Below are 21,626 nucleotides of genomic sequence, written 5' to 3'. Positions count from 1 at the left end.
GTGTTCATCTGTGGATAACTGGCTCAATACCTTATTATTCAAGCTGTACAGAGAATGACAACTACAGTGGAAAACCGTGACAAGCCTGTGCTGCGCTGTCGGAAAACCTGTGTGTGAAAGACGGGTTTATCCACAGGGTGGTTATCCACCGAGTTTCGCCCCCAGTTGTGCAACGATCTCAGCCTCGGTTATCCACAGAGCTTATGCACAGACCATTGGTCGTCTTTTTGGCGTATAAAGCGTTGATTCTTCTTGGCCGATCACCCACCTTCGTGTGGATAAGTCCGCGTCTGGTCGTTACAATGGCCGCTTGTTTTTGCCTCACCGGCTTTCAACTTAGGGGATGTCCGTGTCAGTGGAACTTTGGCAGCAGTGCGTGGAGCTTCTGCGCGATGAGCTGCCTGCCCAACAATTCAACACTTGGATCCGTCCACTACAGGTCGAAGCCGAAGGCGACGAGTTGCGCGTCTATGCGCCCAACCGTTTTGTCCTGGACTGGGTCAACGAAAAGTATCTGGGCCGTGTCCTGGAACTGCTTGATGAACATGGCAACGGATCGACGCCTGCGCTTTCCTTATTAATAGGAAGCAAACGTAGCTCGGCTCCACGTGCTGCGCCGAATGCGCCACTGGCCGCCGCTGCCGTTGCAGCCCAGGCTCAGGCGGCTTCGGCCCCTGCCGCTCCAGCGCCAGTCGCTGCACCGGCCAAGCGTGCGACGCAAAAGGTTGCCGAGGTCATTGAAGAAGAGCCTTCCCGGGAAAGCTTCGATCCAATGGCTGGCGCCAGCTCGCAACAGGCGCCGGTTCGTGCCGAACAACGCACCGTCCAGGTTGAAGGTGCGCTCAAGCACACCAGCTACCTGAACCGCACCTTCACCTTCGAGAACTTCGTTGAGGGCAAGTCCAACCAACTGGCCCGGGCGGCTGCGTGGCAGGTGGCGGACAATCCCAAGCACGGCTACAACCCGCTCTTCCTTTATGGCGGCGTAGGCTTGGGTAAAACGCACTTGATGCACGCTGTGGGTAACCACCTGTTAAAGAAGAACCCGAATGCCAAGGTTGTCTACTTGCATTCCGAGCGATTCGTGGCGGACATGGTCAAGGCGTTGCAACTGAACGCCATCAACGAGTTCAAGCGTTTCTATCGTTCCGTGGATGCCCTGCTGATCGACGACATTCAGTTCTTCGCTCGCAAGGAACGTTCCCAGGAAGAGTTTTTCCACACCTTCAACGCCCTGCTTGAAGGTGGCCAGCAGGTCATTCTCACCAGTGACCGCTATCCGAAAGAAATCGAAGGCCTGGAAGAACGCCTCAAATCCCGTTTCGGCTGGGGCCTGACGGTCGCCGTCGAGCCGCCGGAACTTGAGACCCGTGTCGCGATTCTGATGAAGAAGGCCGACCAGGCCAAAGTCGAGTTGCCCCATGACGCGGCGTTCTTCATTGCCCAGCGCATTCGCTCCAACGTCCGTGAACTGGAAGGCGCGCTCAAGCGCGTGATCGCCCACTCGCACTTCATGGGCCGCGATATCACCATTGAGCTGATTCGCGAATCCCTCAAGGATCTGTTGGCGCTGCAAGACAAACTGGTCTCTGTGGATAACATTCAGCGCACCGTCGCCGAGTACTACAAGATCAAGATCTCCGACTTGCTGTCCAAACGCCGGTCGCGTTCGGTCGCCCGTCCCCGTCAGGTCGCCATGGCGTTGTCCAAGGAATTGACCAACCACAGCTTGCCGGAAATCGGCGATGTGTTCGGCGGCCGTGACCACACCACCGTTTTGCACGCCTGCCGCAAGATCAACGAGCTTAAGGAATCCGACGCGGACATCCGCGAGGACTACAAGAACCTGCTGCGTACATTGACTACGTGATGACACCAGCGCAGCTAATTAAGGCAAGGGACTAGACCATGCATTTCACCATTCAACGCGAAGCCCTGTTGAAACCCCTGCAACTGGTCGCAGGTGTCGTCGAGCGCCGTCAGACCTTGCCGGTGCTCTCCAATGTGCTGCTGGTTGTCGAAGGCCAGCAACTGTCGTTGACCGGTACCGACCTGGAAGTCGAGCTGGTCGGTCGTGTTCAACTCGAAGAACCGGCAGAATCCGGTTCCATCACCGTGCCTGCGCGCAAGCTGATGGACATCTGCAAAAGCTTGCCGAACGATGCGCTGATCGACATCAAGGTCGACGAGCAGAAGCTGGTCGTGAAGGCCGGTCGCAGCCGTTTCACCCTGTCGACCCTGCCTTCCGATGACTTCCCTACTGTAGAAGAAGGCCCGGGTTCGCTGACCTGCAGCCTGGAGCAAAGCAAACTGCGTCGCCTGATAGAACGCACCAGCTTCGCCATGGCCCAGCAGGACGTGCGCTACTACCTCAATGGCATGCTGCTGGAAGTGTCCGCCGGCGTGATTCGCGCCGTGGCCACCGACGGCCACCGTCTGGCGATGTGCTCCATGCAGGCCGATATCGGTCAGCCGGATCGCCACCAGGTCATCGTGCCGCGCAAAGGTATCCTTGAGTTGGCCCGTTTGCTGACCGAGCCGGAAGGCATTGTCAGCATCGTTCTGGGTCAGCACCACATTCGCGCCACCACCGGTGAATTCACTTTCACCTCAAAACTGGTCGACGGCAAATTCCCGGATTACGAGCGTGTGCTGCCTAAAGGTGGTGACAAGCTGGTACTGGGCGATCGTCAGGCGCTGCGTGAAGCTTTCAGCCGTACTGCGATTCTGTCCAACGAGAAGTATCGCGGCATCCGTCTGCAACTGGCCAATGGTCAGCTGAAGATCCAGGCGAACAACCCGGAGCAGGAAGAAGCGGAAGAAGAAGTGGCCGTTGAATACACTGGCGGCTCCCTGGAAATCGGCTTCAACGTGAGCTACCTGCTCGACGTGCTGGGCGTGATGACCACTGAGCAAGTTCGTCTGATCCTGTCCGACTCCAACAGCAGTGCGCTGGTGCAAGAGTCCGACAACGACGATTCGGCTTACGTTGTCATGCCGATGCGTCTGTGATCCTGTTCAGCAGAAGCTAGATGTCCTTAAGTCGCGTCTCGGTCACCGCGGTGCGCAATCTGCACCCGGTGACCTTCTCCCCCTCTCCCCGAATCAATATTCTTTACGGCGCCAACGGCAGCGGCAAAACCAGTGTTCTGGAAGCCATTCACCTGCTGGGGCTTGCCCGTTCGTTTCGCAGCACCCGCCTGTTGCCGGTCATTCAATATGAGCAGCTGGCGTGTACCGTTTTCGGCCAGGTTGAGTTGGCCGAAGGCGGACACAGTGCACTGGGAATTTCCCGGGATCGCCAGGGGGAGTTCCAGATCCGTATCGATGGACAGAATGCTCGCAGCGCTGCGCAACTGGCAGAAATGCTGCCGCTGCAGTTGATCAACCCCGACAGTTTTCGCCTGCTCGAAGGCGCACCGAAGATTCGCCGACAGTTTCTCGACTGGGGAGTGTTCCACGTGGAACCTCGCTTCATGTCAACCTGGCAGCGCCTGCAGAAGGCTTTGCGCCAGAGAAACTCCTGGCTGCGGCATGGTACACTTGACGCCGTTTCGCAAGCGGTTTGGGACAGGGAACTGTGCCAGGCCAGCGCTGAAATTGATGAATACCGCCGCGCCTACATCAAAGTCTTGAAACCAGTCTTTGAACAAACTTTGAGCGAATTGGTTGAGCTTGAGGGCTTAACGCTCAGCTATTACCGAGGTTGGGATAAAGACCGCGAATTGAGCGAAGTGCTCGCCGGCTCCCTTCACCGGGACCAGCAAATGGGTCATACCCAAGCCGGACCACAACGTGCAGATTTGCGTCTCAGATTGGGCGCTCACAACGCTGCGGACATCTTGTCCCGCGGACAGCAGAAGTTGGTGGTGTGTGCATTGCGGATTGCCCAGGGGCATCTGGTCAGCCAGGCCCGACGCGGTCAGTGTATTTATCTGGTGGATGACTTGCCGTCCGAGCTGGACGAGCATCACCGTCGCGCGCTTTGCCGCTTGCTGGAAGACTTACGCTGCCAGGTATTTATTACCTGTGTAGATCACGAATTACTGAGGGAAGGCTGGCAGACGGAAACGCCAGTCGCTTTGTTCCACGTGGAACAGGGCCGTATCACCCAGACCCACGACCATCGGGAGTGAAGGCATTGAGCGAAGAAAATACGTACGACTCAACGAGCATTAAAGTGCTGAAAGGCCTGGATGCCGTACGCAAACGTCCCGGTATGTACATTGGCGACACCGATGATGGTAGCGGCCTGCACCACATGGTGTTCGAGGTGGTCGACAACTCGATCGACGAAGCACTCGCCGGCTATTGCGACGACATCAGCATCATCATTCACCCGGATGAATCCATCACCGTTCGCGACAACGGCCGTGGTATCCCGGTAGACGTGCATAAAGAGGAAGGCGTTTCCGCCGCAGAGGTCATCATGACCGTCCTCCACGCTGGCGGTAAGTTCGACGACAACTCCTACAAAGTATCCGGCGGTCTGCACGGTGTAGGTGTTTCGGTAGTGAACGCCCTGTCCGAAGAACTGGTCCTGACCGTTCGCCGTAGCGGCAAGATCTGGGAACAGACCTACGTTCATGGTGTTCCACAGGCTCCAATGGCCATCGTTGGCGACAGCGAAACCACCGGTACCCAGATTCACTTCAAGGCTTCCAGCGAAACCTTCAAGAACATTCACTTCAGCTGGGACATCCTCGCCAAGCGCATTCGTGAACTCTCCTTCCTCAACTCCGGCGTCGGCATCGTTCTGAAAGATGAGCGCACCGGCAAAGAAGAGCTGTTCAAGTACGAAGGCGGCCTGCGTGCATTCGTTGAATACCTGAACACCAACAAGACTGCGGTCAACCAGGTGTTCCACTTCAACATCCAGCGTGAAGACGGCATCGGCGTGGAAATCGCCCTGCAGTGGAACGACAGCTTCAACGAGAACCTGTTGTGCTTCACCAACAACATTCCCCAGCGCGATGGCGGCACCCACCTGGTGGGCTTCCGTTCCGCACTGACGCGTAACCTGAACAACTACATCGAGCAGGAAGGTCTGGCCAAGAAGCACAAGGTCGCGACCACCGGCGACGATGCCCGCGAAGGCCTGACCGCGATCATCTCGGTGAAGGTGCCGGATCCGAAGTTCAGTTCCCAGACTAAAGACAAGCTGGTGTCTTCCGAAGTGAAGACCGCGGTCGAACAGGAAATGGGCAAGTACTTCTCGGACTTCCTGCTGGAAAACCCGAACGAAGCCAAGCTGGTCGTCGGCAAGATGATCGACGCCGCCCGTGCCCGTGAAGCGGCGCGCAAGGCCCGTGAGATGACCCGCCGCAAAGGTGCGCTGGACATCGCCGGCCTGCCGGGCAAACTGGCCGACTGCCAGGAAAAGGACCCTGCCCTTTCCGAGCTGTACCTCGTGGAAGGTGACTCTGCTGGCGGCTCCGCCAAGCAGGGACGCAACCGTCGCACCCAAGCGATCCTGCCTCTGAAGGGCAAGATCCTGAACGTCGAGAAAGCACGCTTCGACAAGATGATCTCTTCCCAGGAAGTGGGCACCCTGATCACTGCGTTGGGCTGCGGTATCGGTCGCGAAGAGTACAACATCGACAAGCTGCGTTATCACAACATCATCATCATGACCGATGCTGACGTCGACGGTTCGCACATCCGTACCCTGCTGCTGACCTTCTTCTTCCGTCAGTTGCCGGAGCTGATCGAGCGCGGCTACATCTACATCGCCCAGCCGCCGCTGTACAAGGTCAAGAAAGGCAAGCAAGAGCAATACATCAAAGACGACGACGCCATGGAAGAGTACATGACGCAGTCGGCCCTGGAAGATGCGAGCCTGCACCTGAATGAAGACGCACCGGGCATTTCCGGCGAAGCGCTGGAGCGTCTGGTGAATGACTTCCGCATGGTGATGAAGACCCTCAAGCGTCTGTCGCGCCTGTACCCGCAGGAGCTGACCGAACACTTCATCTACCTGCCGGCCGTGAGCCTGGAAAAACTCGGCGACCACGCAGCGATGCAAGACTGGCTGGCCCAGTACGAAACTCGCCTGCGCGGCGTAGAGAAGTCCGGTCTGGTCTACAAGGCCAGCCTGCGTGAAGACCGTGAGCGTGGCGTGTGGCTGCCGGAAGTCGAACTGACCTCCCACGGTCTGTCCAGCTACGTCACCTTCAACCGCGACTTCTTCGGCAGCAACGACTACAAGACCGTCGTTTCCCTGGGCGCCCAACTGAGCACCCTGCTGGACGAAGGTGCCTACGTTCAGCGTGGCGAGCGCAAGAAAGCAGTCACCGAGTTCAAGGAAGCACTGGACTGGCTGATGGCTGAAAGTACCAAGCGTCATACCATCCAGCGATACAAAGGTCTGGGCGAAATGAACCCGGATCAGCTGTGGGAAACCACAATGGATCCAAGCGTACGCCGGATGCTCAAAGTGACCATCGAAGACGCCATCGGCGCCGACCAGATCTTCAACACCCTGATGGGTGATGCGGTCGAACCTCGCCGTGACTTCATCGAAAGCAATGCCTTGGCGGTTTCCAACCTGGATTTCTGATTCGGTACAGGTAACGGTCAATTGAAAAGCCCGCGCAAGCGGGCTTTTCTTTGCACGCTATCTAATATCGCTGAACGCTAATCTGGTAATCGCTGCGGCGGTGCTTCACCTTGTCTAGGTCCCTAATTCCAAATCTCGATCTTTCGATAACGAATGTTTTTCTGTGGGTTGAGTTGGCGGCGGGAGATGGTGAATTGGTTCTGACGGGTGGAGGTGAATAGTTGTGACAGACGCCAGTCAACTAGCGAAATTGAAAGCCGAAAACGCAAGGCTGATTGGGTTGCTCGAGGCTCACGGTATTGATTGGCACATTCCGATTGAGTCGGTTGAAACTCATGTTGTGCCCATTGTCCCTTCGAAGCAACTCAGTACTGACCGCAAGATTGCACTGTTCAGAAGCCTGTTCCGCGGAAGAAACGACGTCTACCCAATCCGCTGGGATAGCAAAGCAGGCAAGTCGGGATACGCACCGGCCTGTGCTAATGAGTGGCGGCCAGGGGTTTGTGAGAAACCGAAAATCAAGTGTGGCGATTGTGGCAACCGTCAGTTACTGCCGTTGACCGATGAGGTAATTTTTCGTCATCTGGCTGGGGAGGTAGTTGTTGGCATTTATCCTTTGCTACAGGACGACACCTGCTACTTTCTCGCCGTGGATTTTGATGAGGCCGAATGGCGTGATGATGCTCGAGCCTTCGTTCAGTCTTGTCATGAGTTGAATGTCCCGGCGTCGCTGGAGATTTCGCGATCAGGTAATGGGGCTCATGCATGGATATTCTTCGACAGTAAGGTTTCTGCCTACGATGCACGTCGTCTGGGGGCCGCGATCATCAGTCATGCTTGTGATCGTACCCGGCAATTGGCGCTGCGTTCATACGATCGATTGTTTCCAAACCAGGACTTTATGCCCAATGGTGGATTTGGGAACCTCATTGCATTGCCTCTGCAAAAGCGCGCCAGAGCCAATAACAACAGCGTATTTGTAGACGACTCGCTTCAACCTTATTCAGATCAATGGGCCTACCTGGCTTCCATCCAGCGAATGAGCCTGGCGAGTATCGAGCCGGTCATTATTCTGGCGATGGGGAATCGTGATCCGGTAGGTGTAGCGTACCTCAACGATGAGGGAGAGGCTGAACCTTGGAAAACTCCTGAGTTGAGGTCACGTAAGTTAGCTTGCCCTTTGCCGACGTCTATCACGATCACACTGGCTAATCTCGTGTATTTCGAAAAGTCGAAATTGCCACAGCCTTTGACAAACTCACTCGTCAGGCTTGCGGCCTTTCAGAATCCTGAATTCTATAAAGCCCAGGCAATGCGCATGTCGGTCTGGAATAAGCCGAGAGTTATTGGATGCGCGCAAAACTTTCCACAACATATCGCTTTGCCACGTGGTTGCCTCGATGCAGTGTTGGAACTATTTGAGGAAAACGGCATTGTCCCTTTGTTGCAGGATGAACGCTTTGAAGGCGCATCCATTGATGTGGGGTTCCTCGGCACTTTGCGCGCTGACCAAGAAGTTGCAGTCAACGCGATGCTCAATCACGACGTCGGAATCTTGTGTGCACCGACTGCATTCGGAAAAACCGTGAGTGCTGCTGCGGTGATAGCTAAACGCAGCGTTAACACATTGGTACTTGTGCACAGAACTGAATTATTGAGGCAGTGGCAGGAGCGCCTGCAGGCATTTTTAGGTGTTGGCGACGATGTGGTGGGAACCATTGGAGGTGGAAAAGCGAAACCTACAAAAGTCATTGATATTGCTGTTATGCAGTCTTTATCCCGAAAGGGTGAAATCAGTGACACGGTGAAAGACTATGGTCAGATCATCGTAGACGAGTGCCATCACGTATCAGCTGTTTCGTTCGAGGCGTTGTTGAGGAGTGCTCCAGCGCGATATGTGATTGGGCTTACAGCAACGCCAGTGCGTCGAGATGGGCAACAGCCGATCATTTTCATGCAGTGTGGTCCTGTCCGGCACTCCGCCACCCGACCGGCGAATGCCCCACATGATCTGACTGTGCTCCCCCGTTTGCTTTCCAAACCTATTGTCGTACCTGACAACTCAAAGATTCAGGATGTGTTCCGAATTGTGGCGGAGGATATTGAACGCACTGCCAGAATCGCCTCCGAGGTTGATCGTGCCTTTGGTCAAGGCAGGAAGATCTTGGTGCTGACTGAGCGTACTGAGCATGTGGCTGCTATTGAGGCTGCATTGAGGGGGCGCGTACATAACCTTTTTACACTTCATGGGCGGGTACCTAAAAAGCAGCGAATCTCCATCCTGAGCGAGCTTGACTCGCTTCCAGCCGATGCTCCACGTGTACTGGTTGCAACTGGGAAGTTGATTGGCGAGGGGTTCGATCATCCGGCATTGGATACTTTGGTGTTGGCGATGCCCATCTCCTGGAAAGGAATTCTTCAGCAATACACTGGCCGACTGCATCGGGCGCATGCTGATAAGGTTGACGTGAGAGTGATCGACTTCGTTGATGTAGGTAATTCTGCGCTGCAGAGAATGTGGGATAAGCGCCAGGCGGGATACAAGGCGATGGGTTACCGAATGGCTGATTCGCTAGCCACTATGGAACTGCTCTAGTCGGGGTTTTCTGTAAAACAGCTGATTCGTGGTCTGCACGCTTGAGAATGGTTCCGGCGTTACCAGCAGTGTTCACGGGCATGGCCAAGCCGACAATCAAGATGCCAGGTCAGATTGCGATTTGCGGCCTATGAACTGGGTTCATCTTTGTTTATGGTTTTTAGCTAGTTTATCTGTTCAGATAAACTATGTTTATTGAATAAACAAGGCTGCGCTTTTCTTACCTTCCTGGACGATTGAGCTATGCGGCGCGAAACATCTGACCACGACCAGCAACCCCTGATCGAGGCCTTCGTCGAATCGCTACAGAACGCGACGGGGACACAAATTCTTGACAGGAAGTACAACGTTCCTGGACCAGACGGCGATATTGACTTGCTGTTGAGGATCAATTCGCCCGATGGTCCATGGGATGTAGCAGTTGAAATGAAGCGAGTGATGTATCCGCGGGATGTCCGAGAAGCGGTATGGATTCTGGACCGTTATCGCTGCAATGCCGAGCGCAAAAGCAACGAGGCTGCTGTCGTCCCCATGGTTTTAGCTGAACAATTGAGCAGCGGCGCCCGTGAAGACCTAAAACGACGAGGCGTGGGTTATTACGATTCCAGCGGCTCTTTGTACTTTCGACACAATCGCTGGCTGATAAATATTGAGCGCAAGCCAAGTACGACTTCACAGAAGCAGCGTCGAGTGCCTCTGTTTACCGGAGCGCGCGAAATGGTGGTTCACGCGTTGCTTCAGACAAGGGGGGAATGGTTCACAGGGTTGGAGCTTGCTGAGACCTCCCAGACTTCAGTTTTTTCCGTTTCATCCGTTTTGCGTGAACTGGAGTTGCGAGAGTGGATTGAGGCAGACGGGAAGGGTCGTCTCCAGCGCAGACGTCTTACAAAACCAGGGGAGTTGTTAGATGCTTGGGCTGACGCTTGGCAGAAGCGCAAGGAAAGCAGATCGCGCTGGTATGTTTTCAGCTCCAATCCCAACCAGCTGCTAGACAAACTCTCCTTGAATGCTAAGGAGGCTGGGGAAAAAGACTGGGCCTTTACCGGGGCGATCGCGGCAAACAACCTTTCACCCTTGCTAACCCAGGTGGACATCGCAGAGGTGGAAATCATGCCTGGAACCAAAGAGTCTTTCGCTTACGCACTTGGTCTGAAGCCGGCGGAAAAAGGGGCTAACGTTGTGTTGGTAGAGCGCTCTGGTTCGAGCATGCTTTTTCGGCGTCATCATCCCGAATTCGAGGGCTGGTTTGCCAGTGAGTTCATTCAATATCTCGACTTGCAAGACGGACGAGGCCGTAATGCTGAGTTGGCTGCTCAGCTTCGACAAGATATTTTGAAGGTCTGAATAAATGGCACTGGCTCCTAAACCAAAAACTGCTGATGGTTACTCTGCAGACAAGACGGACGCCTGCGAGCAGGTTCTAGTGACCCTCCTTGGCGCATTCGGAACACTTAAATCCACCCTGCGCCTGGTAGGTGGATTAGTGCCGAGATACCTCACCCCAGAGTCTCATCCCGATGTTCCAGCGCACTTTGGTACATCGGATGTCGATATGGTGTTGAATCTTCAGTTAATCGCTGAGGGTGAAGGCTATGCATCCCTCGCCGAACAGCTAGAGCAGAGAGGATTTCAGCGATTCATTGAGCCAAATGGCTGGTCGTCTGGATGGCGTTGGTTTCGGCATATCTCAGAGAAAGAGTATGTACTTGTAGAGTTTCTACAGGGCGCCACAGAAGACTCTCCGGCTGGAAAATCTAAAAACGTTGACGGGGAAGCAGTATCAGCACTCGCGATTGATCATGCTGAAATCGTGCATGAATGGTACGAAGAGAGAGAAGTTACCGCCAAGTTGTTGACTGGTGGTGGCTATTCGATCGAAACAGTCCGTTATGCCGATCTGGTGGCATTTATCATTCTCAAGGCACTTGCCTTCGACGGTCGTGGTGAACCGAAGGACGCGGGGGATCTCATCCATGTATTGCGGTACTCAGGAGATCCAGCAGAAGTTGCGGCGAAATTTATTGAAAAAATCTTGTCTGCGCGCTATCCCGCCGCAGTAGAGGCCGCTATTCAGGCTTTGCAGAAAAGATTCTGCGAGGGGAACGGCGTAGAAGGTTACGAGCTCAACGGGCCGGTAGCCTATGCACAGTTCATCTACGGAAAGGGAGACGAGTTCACGGAAGAAAAAAGTCAGGCACAACGGTATGCATCGGGCTTGGTGACTGAAATTCTGATGCGCATCCGTAGTGGTGTGGCTTGAGTCTCACGCTAAGAACCGCGTAGGTATTTCGAAGCTATTTTTTTCCTTCATTCGGAGCTGTTGCCGATGAAAAAAGGCCAACGCTCAAGCGTTGGCCTTTTTTTTACGTTGAATTAACCGGCAATTACGACGTCACTGCAGTCACACTTTCCAACCGATACCCATACCCATAAATAGTCAGCAACTGCCAACCCCGATCCGCGGTCAATCCCAGTTTGTTTCTCAGTCGATAGATGTGAGTATCCAGTGGCCGGGAGGAGTCCATTTCTTCGTGGGTCCAGAAGCGTTGGTAGAGGTATTCCCGCGACAGTGGCCGGCCGAGGTTGGTGAACAGGCAGCGCGCCAGTCGATATTCGCGTTCGGTCAGGACGATGGGTTTGCCGGCGCGTTTGATGGTCAGGTCAGCGTCGTCGAATACCAGGTCATTGAAGTTCAATACTTCGGTTGCCGCGGTGCGCTGTTGGCTGCGTCGACGCAGTACGGCGGTGACGCGGGCTTTCAGCTCGTTGGGGCGGAAGGGTTTGCTGACGTAGTCATCGGCGCCGGCATTCAACGCCTGGACGATGTCGCTCTCGGTATCGCGGCTGGTGAGCATGATGGCCGCCGGCGGGGCGTCCATGTGTTCGCGGGTCCATTGCAGCAGCGCGATGCCGCTGAGGTCCGGCAGTTGCCAGTCGAGGATGAGCAGGTCGTAGGTTTCCCTGCGCAGCTGACGCAGCAGATCCTCTCCCCTCTCAAAGCTGTGCAGGGCCCAGGCGTCTTCGCCCGGTTCGGCCATCTGATGGAGCGTCTGTTCCACCCGGCGCAATTCAGCCGGTTCATCGTCGAGCACTGCAATACGCATGGGCGGTGATTCCTTGGCTCTGAATACACTCCACAATGAAAGGACGATAGCTTCTCGAGTGGCGGAGTGAAAGTAAGAAGCACGCCGCTGGTCGACGTCCGCTATGATTTCAGTCATCCATCCAGACCTGTGCCCCATGAACGATTTCTCTCGCGACCGGGTATTCAAGATGAAAGAGCGTCGTCGGGAAAGCCGGGAGCCGACCCAAGTCCAGCGGCTGTTCAGGAAAATGGTCCGTGAATGGCTGTGGATAAGCGTGGTGCTGTTGCCGCTGACTGCCCTGCTTTCTTATCGCACGCAGATGAACCTGCACGATGCCACTCCTGCCCTCGGCGCTTTTCTGTCCTTCGGCCTGCTGATCTCTGTTTTGGGATTGCTGCTGTGGTTGCCTCGCCTGGCGCTCTGGGTGATGTTGGCCGGCATGGGCTGCGCGTTTTTGACCAGTGCCGGCTTGGCGGAGCAGCGCTACTGGTGGTCACCGACCCCCAGCGTTCTGGGAATGTTGTTCGGCTACCTGATCTGGAACTGGCGGCGCCTGAGCGTGGTGCTGACCTATTTCGGCTGGGAGCTGGCGAGACTCGACAGCGAACCGAAAGTCTTCCCCGAGCGCCGTCGCTCGCACTTCCCCACCGGCGACCGCCTGCGCGGCCAGGTCATCGCCCTGGAACAAGCCATCAGCCGCACACGCGATGCCCGGCGTTTCATTGCCGATGGCCTGGAGCATCTGCCCGTTGCCACGTTGATCAGCGACCCCAAGGGACAAATCCTGCTGGGCAACCGCAAGGCTCGCGCGTTGTTCAGCGCTGAACTGGTGGGCGATGACGTACTCGAGCAGTTGAAGCAACTGGGCTATCCGGCATTGGCTCAAAGCACGCCTGCGCTGTTGTCCGAATTACCGATGCTGGAATTTCGCGATATCAAGGAGCGCAGCCTGCGTCTGGAACGTGCGCCGCTGCTGCCTGTGGGCGGTGAAACACCGGTCGGTTGGCTGTTGAGTCTGACGGACCTGAGCGTCGAGCGCGAAGCGGAGGAACAGCGCAGCGTGATGCTGCGGTTCCTGTCCCATGACCTGCGAGCGCCACATTCGGCCATCCTCGCCCTGCTCGATGTGCATCGGCATCAGGTCGGGGGCGATGCGCAATTGTTCGATCAGATCGAGTTGCAGGTGCGCCGGGCGTTGAATTTGACTGACGGCTTCGTCCAGCTAGCCAAGGCCGAATCCGACGCCTATGTGTTTCAGCCGAGCCTCTTTGCAATGGTGGTACTGGATGTGTTCGACCAGGCCTTGCCCATCGCGCAGCAGAAAGAGATCGAACTGGACCAGCAGATCGATGAGCAGGCCCAGGAAAGCCTGATCATGGCCGATCAGGCGCTGCTGACCCGGGCGATGTTCAACCTGCTGGAGAACGCGATCAAGTACAGCGCCAGCGGAACCCGCGTGAGTCTGCAGGTCAGCCGCAGTAACGGTTGGCTCACCTGCGAACTAATCGATCAAGGCAAGGGCATTGCCACCCAGGAGCTGCCTGATTTGTTCAGCCAGTACCGGCGGTTTTCCTCGGCCCAAGGGATTGATGGTGTGGGTCTTGGCCTGTCGATGGTCAAGGCCGTGGTGGACCGCCATGGGGGACGGATCGACTGCCGCAGCGTGCTCGGAGAGGGGACCTGCTTCAGTCTGCAGTTCCCTTTGTACGAAGAGTGAAACAGCCTGTTCGCGGGCATAAAAAAACCGGCTATATCAGCCGGTTTTTTTGCGCCCGAAAAAAACTTATGCACGTTTTTCCAGATTTTAGAGCTTTAAAAAATATCTAAATAAATCATGCGTTTAGAATCGAAATTGGAAACCTGTCAATAAATTGGTACACAGGTTATCCACAGAAACTCAGACGGCCACCTGATCACTGGCGGTCGGAGCCTGCGGAGCCGGTGGCAGCGAGCCCATTTCCCGCTGGGTTTGCTCGTTCCAGGCCTGCACGCGATCGTTCAGATCGGCGATGGCCCGAGGTCCGCTGCCCTCGGCATACATCGGTGCGCCGATGACCACGGTAATCACGCCCTGCTTCTTGGCCCAACCGGTTTTGGGCCAGAACTTGCCGGCGTTGTGGGCGACGGGCAATACAGGCAGTTCGGCATTCACCGCCAGCGCAGATCCGCTGCGCGAGAACTTGCCAACGGTGCCGTAAGGAACGCGGGTGCCTTCCGGGAAAATCAGTACCCAGACGTTGTCCTTGAGCAGCTCGTCGCCCTTGGACGCGACTTGCTTGAGCGCGGCTTTCGGGTTGTCACGATCGATGGCGATCGGTCGCAGCATGGCCATCGCCCAGCCGAAGAACGGTACGTACAGCAGCTCGCGCTTGAGTACCTGGCTCAACGGCGAAAAATAGGCCGACAGAAAGAACGTTTCCCAGGTGCTCTGGTGATTCGACACGATCACGCAGGGCCGCTCTGGCACGTTCTCGGCGCCCTTGATTTCGTAATGGATGCCGAGGAACACCTTGCTCAACCACAAGGCGCAGCGGCACCAGTAAACGTTGATGAAGCGATAACGCGCCTTGAACGGCAGAAAGGGCGCGATAAAAAAGCTAAGGCTGCACCACAGCAGGGAGCTGGTGCCCAGCAGCAGGTAAAAGAGGAAAATTCTGATGGCCTGCAGTATCGACATGGCGACGTTTACCGTTACGGGCATTGCCCGACTGAAAGCGCACTCCCGAACATTCCTTGTCAGGATGTCGAAAGCGCTTTAATTGAGGATAAGTTCTGCGGCAATCGCCGCCAGATCGTCGAAAATCAAGGTGCCTACCGGTAGGGTCTTGCCCAAAGTCTTTTCGCCTTTCCCGGTCTTTACCAAAACTGGCTGAGAATCGACGGCTTTGGCGGCTTCCAGGTCACCGATACTATCGCCGACGAACCAGAGATTGGTCAGCGATACGTTGTAATGTGCGGCGATGTTTTTCAACATCCCGGGTTTTGGCTTGCGGCAATCGCAGCCATCGTCCGGCCCGTGCGGGCAGTAGACGATCAGCCCGACCTCGCCACCCTGCTCAGCCACCAGCGAGCGCAAGCGCTCGTGCATGGCATCCAGGGTCGCGATGTCGTAATAGCCGCGAGCGATGCCCGACTGGTTGGTAGCGACTGCTACCGTCCAGCCGGCCTTGCTCAACTGCGCGATGGCTTCGATCGAACCGGGAAGTGGAATCCACTCCTCCACCGATTTGATGTAAGCGTCGGAGTCGTAATTGATCACTCCGTCCCGATCGAGAATCAGCAGTTTCAAACAGTCTTACCCCAGCAACGAAATGTCGGCGACGCCGAGGAACAGGCCACGCAGGCGCGCCAGCAAGGCATAACGGTTGGCGCGGACATTGGCATCTTCCGCGTTGACCATCACCGCTTCGAAGAACGCATCCACCGGCTCGCGCAGGGCAGCCAGACGAGCCAGGGACTCGCTGTACTGACGCGAAGCGGCCATCGGCTGAACCGCCTGGTCCGCCTGCTGAATCGCCGAGTACAGGGAGAACTCGTTGGCGTTGTCGAAGTACTTGGCTTCCACCACGGTCGGTACGGAGCCTTCAACCTTGCTCAGCAGGTTCGATACGCGCTTGTTCACGGCGGCCAGTGCAGCGGCTTCCGGCAACTTGCGGAACGCTTGCACCGCTTGAACGCGCTGGTCGAAGTCCAGGGCAGAACCCGGCTTCAGGGCGCGAACCGACAGGTAAGTGGCAACGTCGACGCCTTCGTCTTCGTAACGGGCACGCAGACGATCGAAGATGAACTCCAGCACCGCCTCGTTCAGACCGGCTGCCTTGACCTTGGCACCGAACGCATTCACGGCGAAGGCCACGGCGTCGTTCAGGTCCAGATCCAGTTGCTTCTCGATCAGGATGCGCAGCACGCCCAGTGCGGCACGGCGCAGGGCATACGGATCCTTGCTGCCGGTTGGCAGCATGCCGATGCCGAAGATACCCACCAGGGTATCGAGCTTGTCGGCGATGGCCACGGCCGCACCGGTCAGGGTGCTTGGCAGTTCAGCGCCGGCACCGCGCGGCATGTACTGCTCGTTCAGGGCCAGGGCGACGTCTTCCGGCTCGCCGTCGTTGAGGGCGTAGTAGTAGCCGGCGACACCTTGCATCTCCGGGAACTCGCCGACCATTTCGGTCGCCAGGTCGCACTTGGACAGCAGGCCGGCACGCGCGGCCCACGAAGCGTTGCCGCCGATGCGCGCGGCGATATAGGCAGCGAGCTTGGAAACGCGCTCGGCCTTGTCATAGACGCTGCCGAGTTTTTCCTGGAACACCACGTTCTGCAGGCGCTGGTTGAAGTCTTCCAGCTTCTGCTTCTTGTCCTGCTTGAAGAAGAACTCGGCGTCGGTCAGACGTGGGCGAACCACTTTCTCGTTACCGGCGATGATCTGCTGCGGGTCCTTGCTCTCGATGTTGGCCACGGTGATGAAGCGTGGCAGCAACTTGCCGTCGACATCCAGCAGGCAGAAGTACTTCTGGTTGTCCTGCATGGTGGTGATCAGGGCTTCTTGCGGCACATCGAGGAAGCGCTCTTCGAACGAGCACACCAGCGGCACAGGCCACTCGACCAGCGCGGTCACTTCATCGAGCAAATCCTGCGGCACGATGGCGGTGCCTTCCTGGCGGGTCGCCAGCTCTTCGGTGCGCTTGCTGATGATGTCGCGACGCTCGTTGGCGTCGGCCAGCACGTAGGCGCTGCGCAGGTCGGCCAGGTAGCTGGACGGCGAACCGATGCTGACCTTTTCCGGGTGGTGGAAGCGGTGGCCACGGGAGTCGCGACCGGCCTTCTGGGCAAGAATGGTGCAGTCGATGACCTGGTCACCGAGCAGCATCACCAGCCATTGGGTTGGACGAACGAATTCTTCCTTGCGCGCGCCCCAGCGCATGCGCTTGGGAATCGGCAGGTCGTTCAGCGAGTCTTCGACGATGGTCGGCAGCAGGCTCGCGGTCGGCTTGCCGGCGATGTTCTGGCTGTAGCGCAGTTTCGGACCGCTCTGGTCGATTTCGCTCAGCTCGACGCCGCACTTCTTGGCAAAGCCCAGGGCGGCCTGGGTCGGGTTGCCGTCGGCATCGAACGCGGCCTGGCGTGGCGGACCGTCGAGGTTGATGCTGCGATCAGGCTGCTGGGTGGCCAGCGAGGTGATCAGCACCGCCAGACGACGTGGCGCGGCGTAGACGGTCTTGGTCTCGTAGTTCAGGCCGGCGGCCTGCAAGCCTTTGTCGATACCGGCCAGGAACGCTTCGGCCAGGGTATTGAGGGCTTTGGGTGGCAGTTCTTCGGTGCCCAGTTCAACCAGGAAATCTTGAGCACTCATTGTGCAGCCTCCAGCTTGGCCAGTACTTCGTCACGCAGGTCCGGGGTCGCCATCGGGAAGCCCAGCTTGGCGCGCGCCAGCAGGTAGGCTTGCGCAACGGAACGCGCCAGGGTGCGAACACGCAGGATGTATTGCTGACGCGCAGTCACGGAAATCGCCCGGCGCGCATCCAGCAGGTTGAAGGTATGGGAGGCCTTCAACACCATTTCGTAGCTCGGCAACGGTAGCGGCTGGTCGAGTTCGATCAGGCGCTTGGCTTCGCTTTCGTAGAAATCGAACAGTTCGAACAGCTTCTCCACGTTGGCGTGTTCGAAGTTGTAGGTCGACTGTTCCACTTCGTTCTGGTGGAACACGTCGCCGTAGGTCACCTTGCCGAACGGACCGTCGGCCCAGACCAGGTCGTAGACCGAATCCACGCCCTGCAGGTACATGGCCAGACGTTCCAGGCCGTAGGTGATCTCGCCGGTCACCGGGTAGCACTCGATGCCGCCGGCTTGCTGGAAGTAAGTGAACTGCGTCACTTCCATGCCGTTGAGCCAGACTTCCCAGCCCAGACCCCACGCGCCGAGCGTCGGCGATTCCCAGTTGTCTTCGACGAAGCGGATGTCATGCACCAATGGGTCCAGGCCCACGTGCTTGAGGGAGCCCAGGTACAGTTCCTGGAAATTGTCCGGGTTCGGCTTCAGGACCACCTGGAACTGGTAGTAGTGCTGCAGACGGTTCGGGTTTTCGCCGTAGCGGCCGTCAGTCGGGCGGCGGCTTGGCTGCACGTAGGCGGCGTTCCAGGTTTCCGGGCCGATGGCGCGCAGGAATGTAGCGGTGTGGAAAGTGCCGGCGCCTACTTCCATATCGTAGGGCTGAAGTACCACACAACCTTGCTCGGCCCAGTATTGCTGCAGGGCGAGGATCAAGTCTTGGAAGGTACGCACGGCTGGCGTAGGCTGGCTCACGAAATTCACCTGTTTCTTGGGCTGCGATTTAAAGAGCGGGAGTATACCCGATTCGTTGCTGCGCACGCCCCCTGGAGCCTTATGCCACGCTGCTTTTGGTGTTCCGAAGATCCGCTGTACATGGCTTATCACGATCAGGAGTGGGGCACGCCGCTACGCGATGCGCAGGGTTTGTTCGAGTTGCTTTTGCTCGAAGGGTTCCAGGCCGGGCTTTCCTGGATCACCGTGCTGCGCAAACGCGAGCACTATCGCCAGGTGATGTTCGGCTTCGATGTGCAGCGCGTGGCGCAGATGAGCGACGCGGAAATCGATGAATTGATGCTCGATCCGGGCATCATCCGCAATCGCCTCAAGCTCAATGCGGCCCGACGCAATGCTCAGGCCTGGATGGCGCTGGAGGACCCGGTGGCGTTTCTCTGGTCCTTCGTCGGCGGTGTGCCGAAGATCAATCACTTCAAGGATCGCAGCGAAGTGCCGGCCGTCACGCCCGAGGCGGTGGACATGAGCAAGGGCCTGAAAAAGGCCGGCTTCACTTTCGTCGGGCCGACCATTTGCTACGCGTTGATGCAGGCCTCGGGCATGGTCATGGACCACACGCAGGATTGCGACCGCTACGCGATGCTGGCGAACGGCGGTTAGAATAGCCGCCTCGCGCACAGCACAAGATCAGGAGTGACCTGTGGATAAGTTTAAAGGCGCCTTGCTGGTAGGCGCTCTGCGGCTGTTTGCCCTGCTTCCGTGGCGGGCAGTGCAGGCCGTTGGCTCAGCCATTGGCTGGTTGATGTGGAAAACCCCTAATCGTTCGCGCGATGTGGTGCGGATCAACCTCGCCAAGTGCTTTCCGGACATGGACCCCGCCGAACGCGAGCGCCTGGTCGGCCAGAGCCTGAAAGACATCGGCAAATCCCTGACCGAAAGCGCCTGCGCCTGGATCTGGCCTGCCCAGCGCTCCATCGATCTGGTGCGCGAAGTCGAAGGCCTCGACGTATTGAAGGATGCCCTCGCCTCCGGCAAAGGCGTCGTCGGCATCACCAGCCACCTTGGCAACTGGGAAGTGCTCAACCACTTCTATTGCAGCCAGTGCAAACCGATCATCTTCTACCGTCCGCCCAAGCTCAAGGCTGTGGATGAATTGCTGCAGAAGCAGCGGGTGCAATTGGGCAACAAGGTGGCGGCCTCCACCAAGGAAGGTATCCTCAGCGTCATCAAGGAAGTGCGCAAAGGTGGTGCAGTGGGGATTCCCGCTGACCCGGAACCGGCCGAATCCGCCGGTATTTTCGTGCCGTTCTTCGCCACCCAGGCCCTGACCAGCAAGTTCGTACCGAACATGCTCGCAGGCCATAAGGCGGTCGGCGTGTTCCTGCATGCCCTGCGCCTGCCGGACGGTTCGGGCTACAAAGTGATTCTGGAAGCCGCGCCCGAGGCCATGTACAGCACCGATACCGCCACTTCCTGCGCGGCCATGAGCCAGGTAGTCGAGCGTTATGTGCGGGCGTATCCGAGCCAGTACATGTGGAGCATGAAGCGTTTCAAGAAGCGTCCTCCGGGAGAGGAGCGCTGGTACTGAGTCGATTGGCATGATCTGTGGATAATTCTTTGGCGGGGTTATCCACAACCGTTCACTGAAGGGCGCAATAGATGTCCGAACAACGCAAATCCTTTCGCATCAAGATCAGTCACGAGAGCTTTGGCGAATGCCTGGGCCAGACGCGAAATCTTTCGACCACCGGGGTCTACGTCAAGCATCCAGCCTTGGCGGCATTGCCCAGAGGCGCGGTTGTTTACGGGCAGGTCCAGGACTTACCCACAGGCGCGCCGCAGGTGAAGATGGAGGTTGTGCAGGTGGATGCCGAAGGGATTGGCCTGCGTTATCTCTAAACAGCTATCAGTGTGCCTGACGGTCGAGTTTCTTCAGGAACACAGTCATTTCCTTCTCGGCCTGCTTGTCGCCATGGGCTTGCGCGGCTTGCAGGCCTTTCTCCCAGGCCGAGCGCGCGGCGTCATGCTCCGCCAGCGCCAGATGGGCCTTTCCCAGCAGTTTCCAGGCCGCCGAATACTTCGGATCGAGCTCGACGCAGCGCTGCAAATGTTCCACAGCCTTGGCGTTTTCCCCCAGATCCAGATAGCCCTTGCCCAGGCCGAAGCGCAGCAATGGGTTATCCACACCCTTGGCGAGCATTTTTTCCAGCGATTCGATCATGGTGGGGTCCTTGTTTGGGGCGTTCACAAAACCTGTGGGAGCGGGCTTGCCCGCGAAGAGGCTCGCCCAATCACCGCAAAATCGGGATCAGAAGAAGCTCAATCCCACATGGAACAGCTTTTCCACATCGCGAATATGCTTTTTATCCACAAGGAACAGGATCACATGGTCCCCGGTCTGGATCACCGTGTCGTCGTGGGCGATGATCACTTCTTCATCGCGGATGATCGCACCGATGGTGGTGCCCGGCGGCAGGCCGATGTTTTCGATGGCCTTGCCGATCACCTTGCTCGATTTCGCGTCACCGTGGGCGATGGCCTCAATGGCTTCCGCCGCGCCCCGGCGCAGTGAGTGCACGCTGACGATGTCGCCGCGACGCACGTGGGCCAAAAGGGTGCCGATGGTTGCCAGCTGCGGGCTGATGGCGATGTCGATATCGCCGCCCTGGATCAGGTCGACGTAGGCCGGGTTGTTGATGATGGTCATCACCTTCTTCGCGCCCAGGCGCTTGGCCAAGAGCGAGGACATGATGTTGGCTTCGTCGTCGTTGGTCAGGGCCAGGAAGATGTCCGCGTCGGCGATGTTCTCTTCCAGCAGCAGGTCGCGGTCCGAGGCGCTGCCCTGCAGCACCACGGTGCTGTCGAGGTGATCGGAGAGATGACGGCAGCGCGCCGGGTTCATCTCGATGATTTTCACCTGGTAACGGCTTTCGATGGCCTCGGCCAGTCGCTCGCCGATCTGTCCGCCACCGGCGATGACGATGCGCTTGTAGGTCTCGTCAAGGCGGCGCATTTCACTCATGACCGCACGGATGTTGGCGCGGGCGGCGATGAAAAACACCTCGTCATCCGCTTCGATCACCGTATCGCCCTGGGGCAGGATCGG

18 protein-coding genes are annotated in these 21,626 nt (G+C 57.4%); 11 read left to right on the top strand and 7 right to left on the bottom strand.

Going from position 1 to position 21,626, the window contains the following annotated elements; genetic code table 11:
- Window positions 1-349 precede the first annotated feature (349 nt).
- The 7 genes from dnaA to K9857_RS05980 all read left to right on the top strand — a co-directional run bounded on the left by dnaA (window position 350) and on the right by K9857_RS05980 (window position 11,415).
- Window positions 350-1,870 carry a chromosomal replication initiator protein DnaA gene (gene dnaA, locus K9857_RS06010; protein ID WP_224533934.1) on the top strand — a complete coding sequence of 507 codons (1,521 nt, stop codon included), beginning with the start codon at window positions 350-352 and terminating at the stop codon, window positions 1,868-1,870.
- Between the two features lie 38 nt (window positions 1,871-1,908).
- A complete protein-coding gene (gene dnaN / locus K9857_RS06005; protein WP_224533933.1) occupies window positions 1,909-3,012 on the top strand; it encodes a DNA polymerase III subunit beta in 1,104 nt (367 codons plus the stop codon).
- Between the two features lie 20 nt (window positions 3,013-3,032).
- On the top strand, window positions 3,033-4,136 hold the full coding sequence (recF, locus tag K9857_RS06000) for a DNA replication/repair protein RecF (protein ID WP_224533932.1): 1,104 nt from the start codon (window positions 3,033-3,035) through the stop codon (window positions 4,134-4,136).
- A 5-nt stretch (window positions 4,137-4,141) separates the two neighbouring features.
- Window positions 4,142-6,559, top strand: a complete 2,418-nt coding sequence (gene gyrB, locus K9857_RS05995; protein ID WP_224533931.1) for a DNA topoisomerase (ATP-hydrolyzing) subunit B — start codon at window positions 4,142-4,144, stop codon at window positions 6,557-6,559.
- Between the two features lie 223 nt (window positions 6,560-6,782).
- Window positions 6,783-9,155: a TOTE conflict system archaeo-eukaryotic primase domain-containing protein gene (locus tag K9857_RS05990; RefSeq protein WP_224533930.1), complete on the top strand. Its 2,373-nt coding sequence runs from the start codon at window positions 6,783-6,785 to the stop codon at window positions 9,153-9,155.
- A 243-nt stretch (window positions 9,156-9,398) separates the two neighbouring features.
- On the top strand, window positions 9,399-10,499 hold the full coding sequence (locus K9857_RS05985) for a type IV toxin-antitoxin system AbiEi family antitoxin (RefSeq protein ID WP_224533929.1): 1,101 nt from the start codon (window positions 9,399-9,401) through the stop codon (window positions 10,497-10,499).
- A 4-nt stretch (window positions 10,500-10,503) separates the two neighbouring features.
- Window positions 10,504-11,415, top strand: coding sequence for a hypothetical protein (locus K9857_RS05980; protein WP_224533928.1), 912 nt, complete (start codon window positions 10,504-10,506; stop codon window positions 11,413-11,415).
- A 124-nt stretch (window positions 11,416-11,539) separates the two neighbouring features.
- Here the strand turns inward: K9857_RS05980 and K9857_RS05975 are convergent, their stop codons facing one another.
- Window positions 11,540-12,259, bottom strand: a complete 720-nt coding sequence (locus K9857_RS05975) for a response regulator transcription factor (protein ID WP_224533927.1) — start codon at window positions 12,257-12,259, stop codon at window positions 11,540-11,542.
- 136 nt (window positions 12,260-12,395) lie between these two features.
- On the opposite strand from K9857_RS05975, the gene K9857_RS05970 reads away from it, so the two are divergent.
- The gene (locus K9857_RS05970; RefSeq protein WP_224533926.1) at window positions 12,396-13,958 is read left to right on the top strand and encodes a sensor histidine kinase; all 1,563 of its coding nucleotides are present in this window, start codon (window positions 12,396-12,398) and stop codon (window positions 13,956-13,958) included.
- 180 nt (window positions 13,959-14,138) lie between these two features.
- Here K9857_RS05970 and K9857_RS05965 read toward each other — a convergent pair whose 3' ends face one another.
- The 4 genes from K9857_RS05965 to glyQ all read right to left on the bottom strand — a co-directional run bounded on the left by K9857_RS05965 (window position 14,139) and on the right by glyQ (window position 18,541).
- Window positions 14,139-14,918: a lysophospholipid acyltransferase family protein gene (locus tag K9857_RS05965; protein ID WP_175375700.1), complete on the bottom strand. Its 780-nt coding sequence runs from the start codon at window positions 14,916-14,918 to the stop codon at window positions 14,139-14,141.
- Window positions 14,919-14,996: 78 nt separating this feature from the next.
- Entirely contained in the window at window positions 14,997-15,530 is a 534-nt protein-coding gene (gene gmhB / locus K9857_RS05960) for a D-glycero-beta-D-manno-heptose 1,7-bisphosphate 7-phosphatase (protein ID WP_175375701.1), read from the bottom strand.
- Window positions 15,531-15,536: 6 nt separating this feature from the next.
- Window positions 15,537-17,591: a glycine--tRNA ligase subunit beta gene (gene glyS / locus K9857_RS05955; protein WP_224533925.1), complete on the bottom strand. Its 2,055-nt coding sequence runs from the start codon at window positions 17,589-17,591 to the stop codon at window positions 15,537-15,539.
- Window positions 17,588-18,541: a glycine--tRNA ligase subunit alpha gene (gene glyQ / locus K9857_RS05950; RefSeq protein ID WP_003213601.1), complete on the bottom strand. Its 954-nt coding sequence runs from the start codon at window positions 18,539-18,541 to the stop codon at window positions 17,588-17,590. The genes glyS and glyQ overlap by 4 nt, the downstream gene beginning before the upstream one ends.
- An 81-nt stretch (window positions 18,542-18,622) precedes the next feature.
- Between glyQ and tag the strand changes: the two genes are divergently transcribed.
- The 3 genes from tag (at window position 18,623) to K9857_RS05935 (ending at window position 20,419) form a co-directional block, all read left to right on the top strand.
- Window positions 18,623-19,180 (top strand): DNA-3-methyladenine glycosylase I, encoded by a 558-nt coding sequence (tag, locus tag K9857_RS05945; protein WP_175375703.1) that lies wholly within the window; start codon window positions 18,623-18,625, stop codon window positions 19,178-19,180.
- 40 nt (window positions 19,181-19,220) lie between these two features.
- Window positions 19,221-20,108, top strand: coding sequence for a lysophospholipid acyltransferase (locus K9857_RS05940; RefSeq protein WP_224533924.1), 888 nt, complete (start codon window positions 19,221-19,223; stop codon window positions 20,106-20,108).
- 71 nt (window positions 20,109-20,179) lie between these two features.
- Window positions 20,180-20,419 carry a PilZ domain-containing protein gene (locus K9857_RS05935; RefSeq protein WP_224533923.1) on the top strand — a complete coding sequence of 80 codons (240 nt, stop codon included), beginning with the start codon at window positions 20,180-20,182 and terminating at the stop codon, window positions 20,417-20,419.
- Window positions 20,420-20,426: 7 nt separating this feature from the next.
- On the opposite strand, the gene K9857_RS05930 is transcribed toward K9857_RS05935, so the two are convergent.
- Both K9857_RS05930 and trkA read right to left on the bottom strand, forming a co-directional pair.
- Complete coding sequence (locus K9857_RS05930) at window positions 20,427-20,741, bottom strand: tetratricopeptide repeat protein (protein WP_224533922.1); 315 nt, start codon at window positions 20,739-20,741, stop codon at window positions 20,427-20,429.
- A gap of 87 nt (window positions 20,742-20,828) precedes the next feature.
- Window positions 20,829-21,626, bottom strand: a 798-nt coding sequence (trkA, locus tag K9857_RS05925; RefSeq protein WP_224533921.1) for a Trk system potassium transporter TrkA, incomplete at its 5' end; no start/stop codon positions are given.

It is taken from the genome of Pseudomonas sp. REP124 (assembly GCF_020164475.1).
Taxonomy (GTDB): domain Bacteria; phylum Pseudomonadota; class Gammaproteobacteria; order Pseudomonadales; family Pseudomonadaceae; genus Aquipseudomonas.
This window is presented reverse-complemented; position numbering and strand designations above follow the sequence as displayed.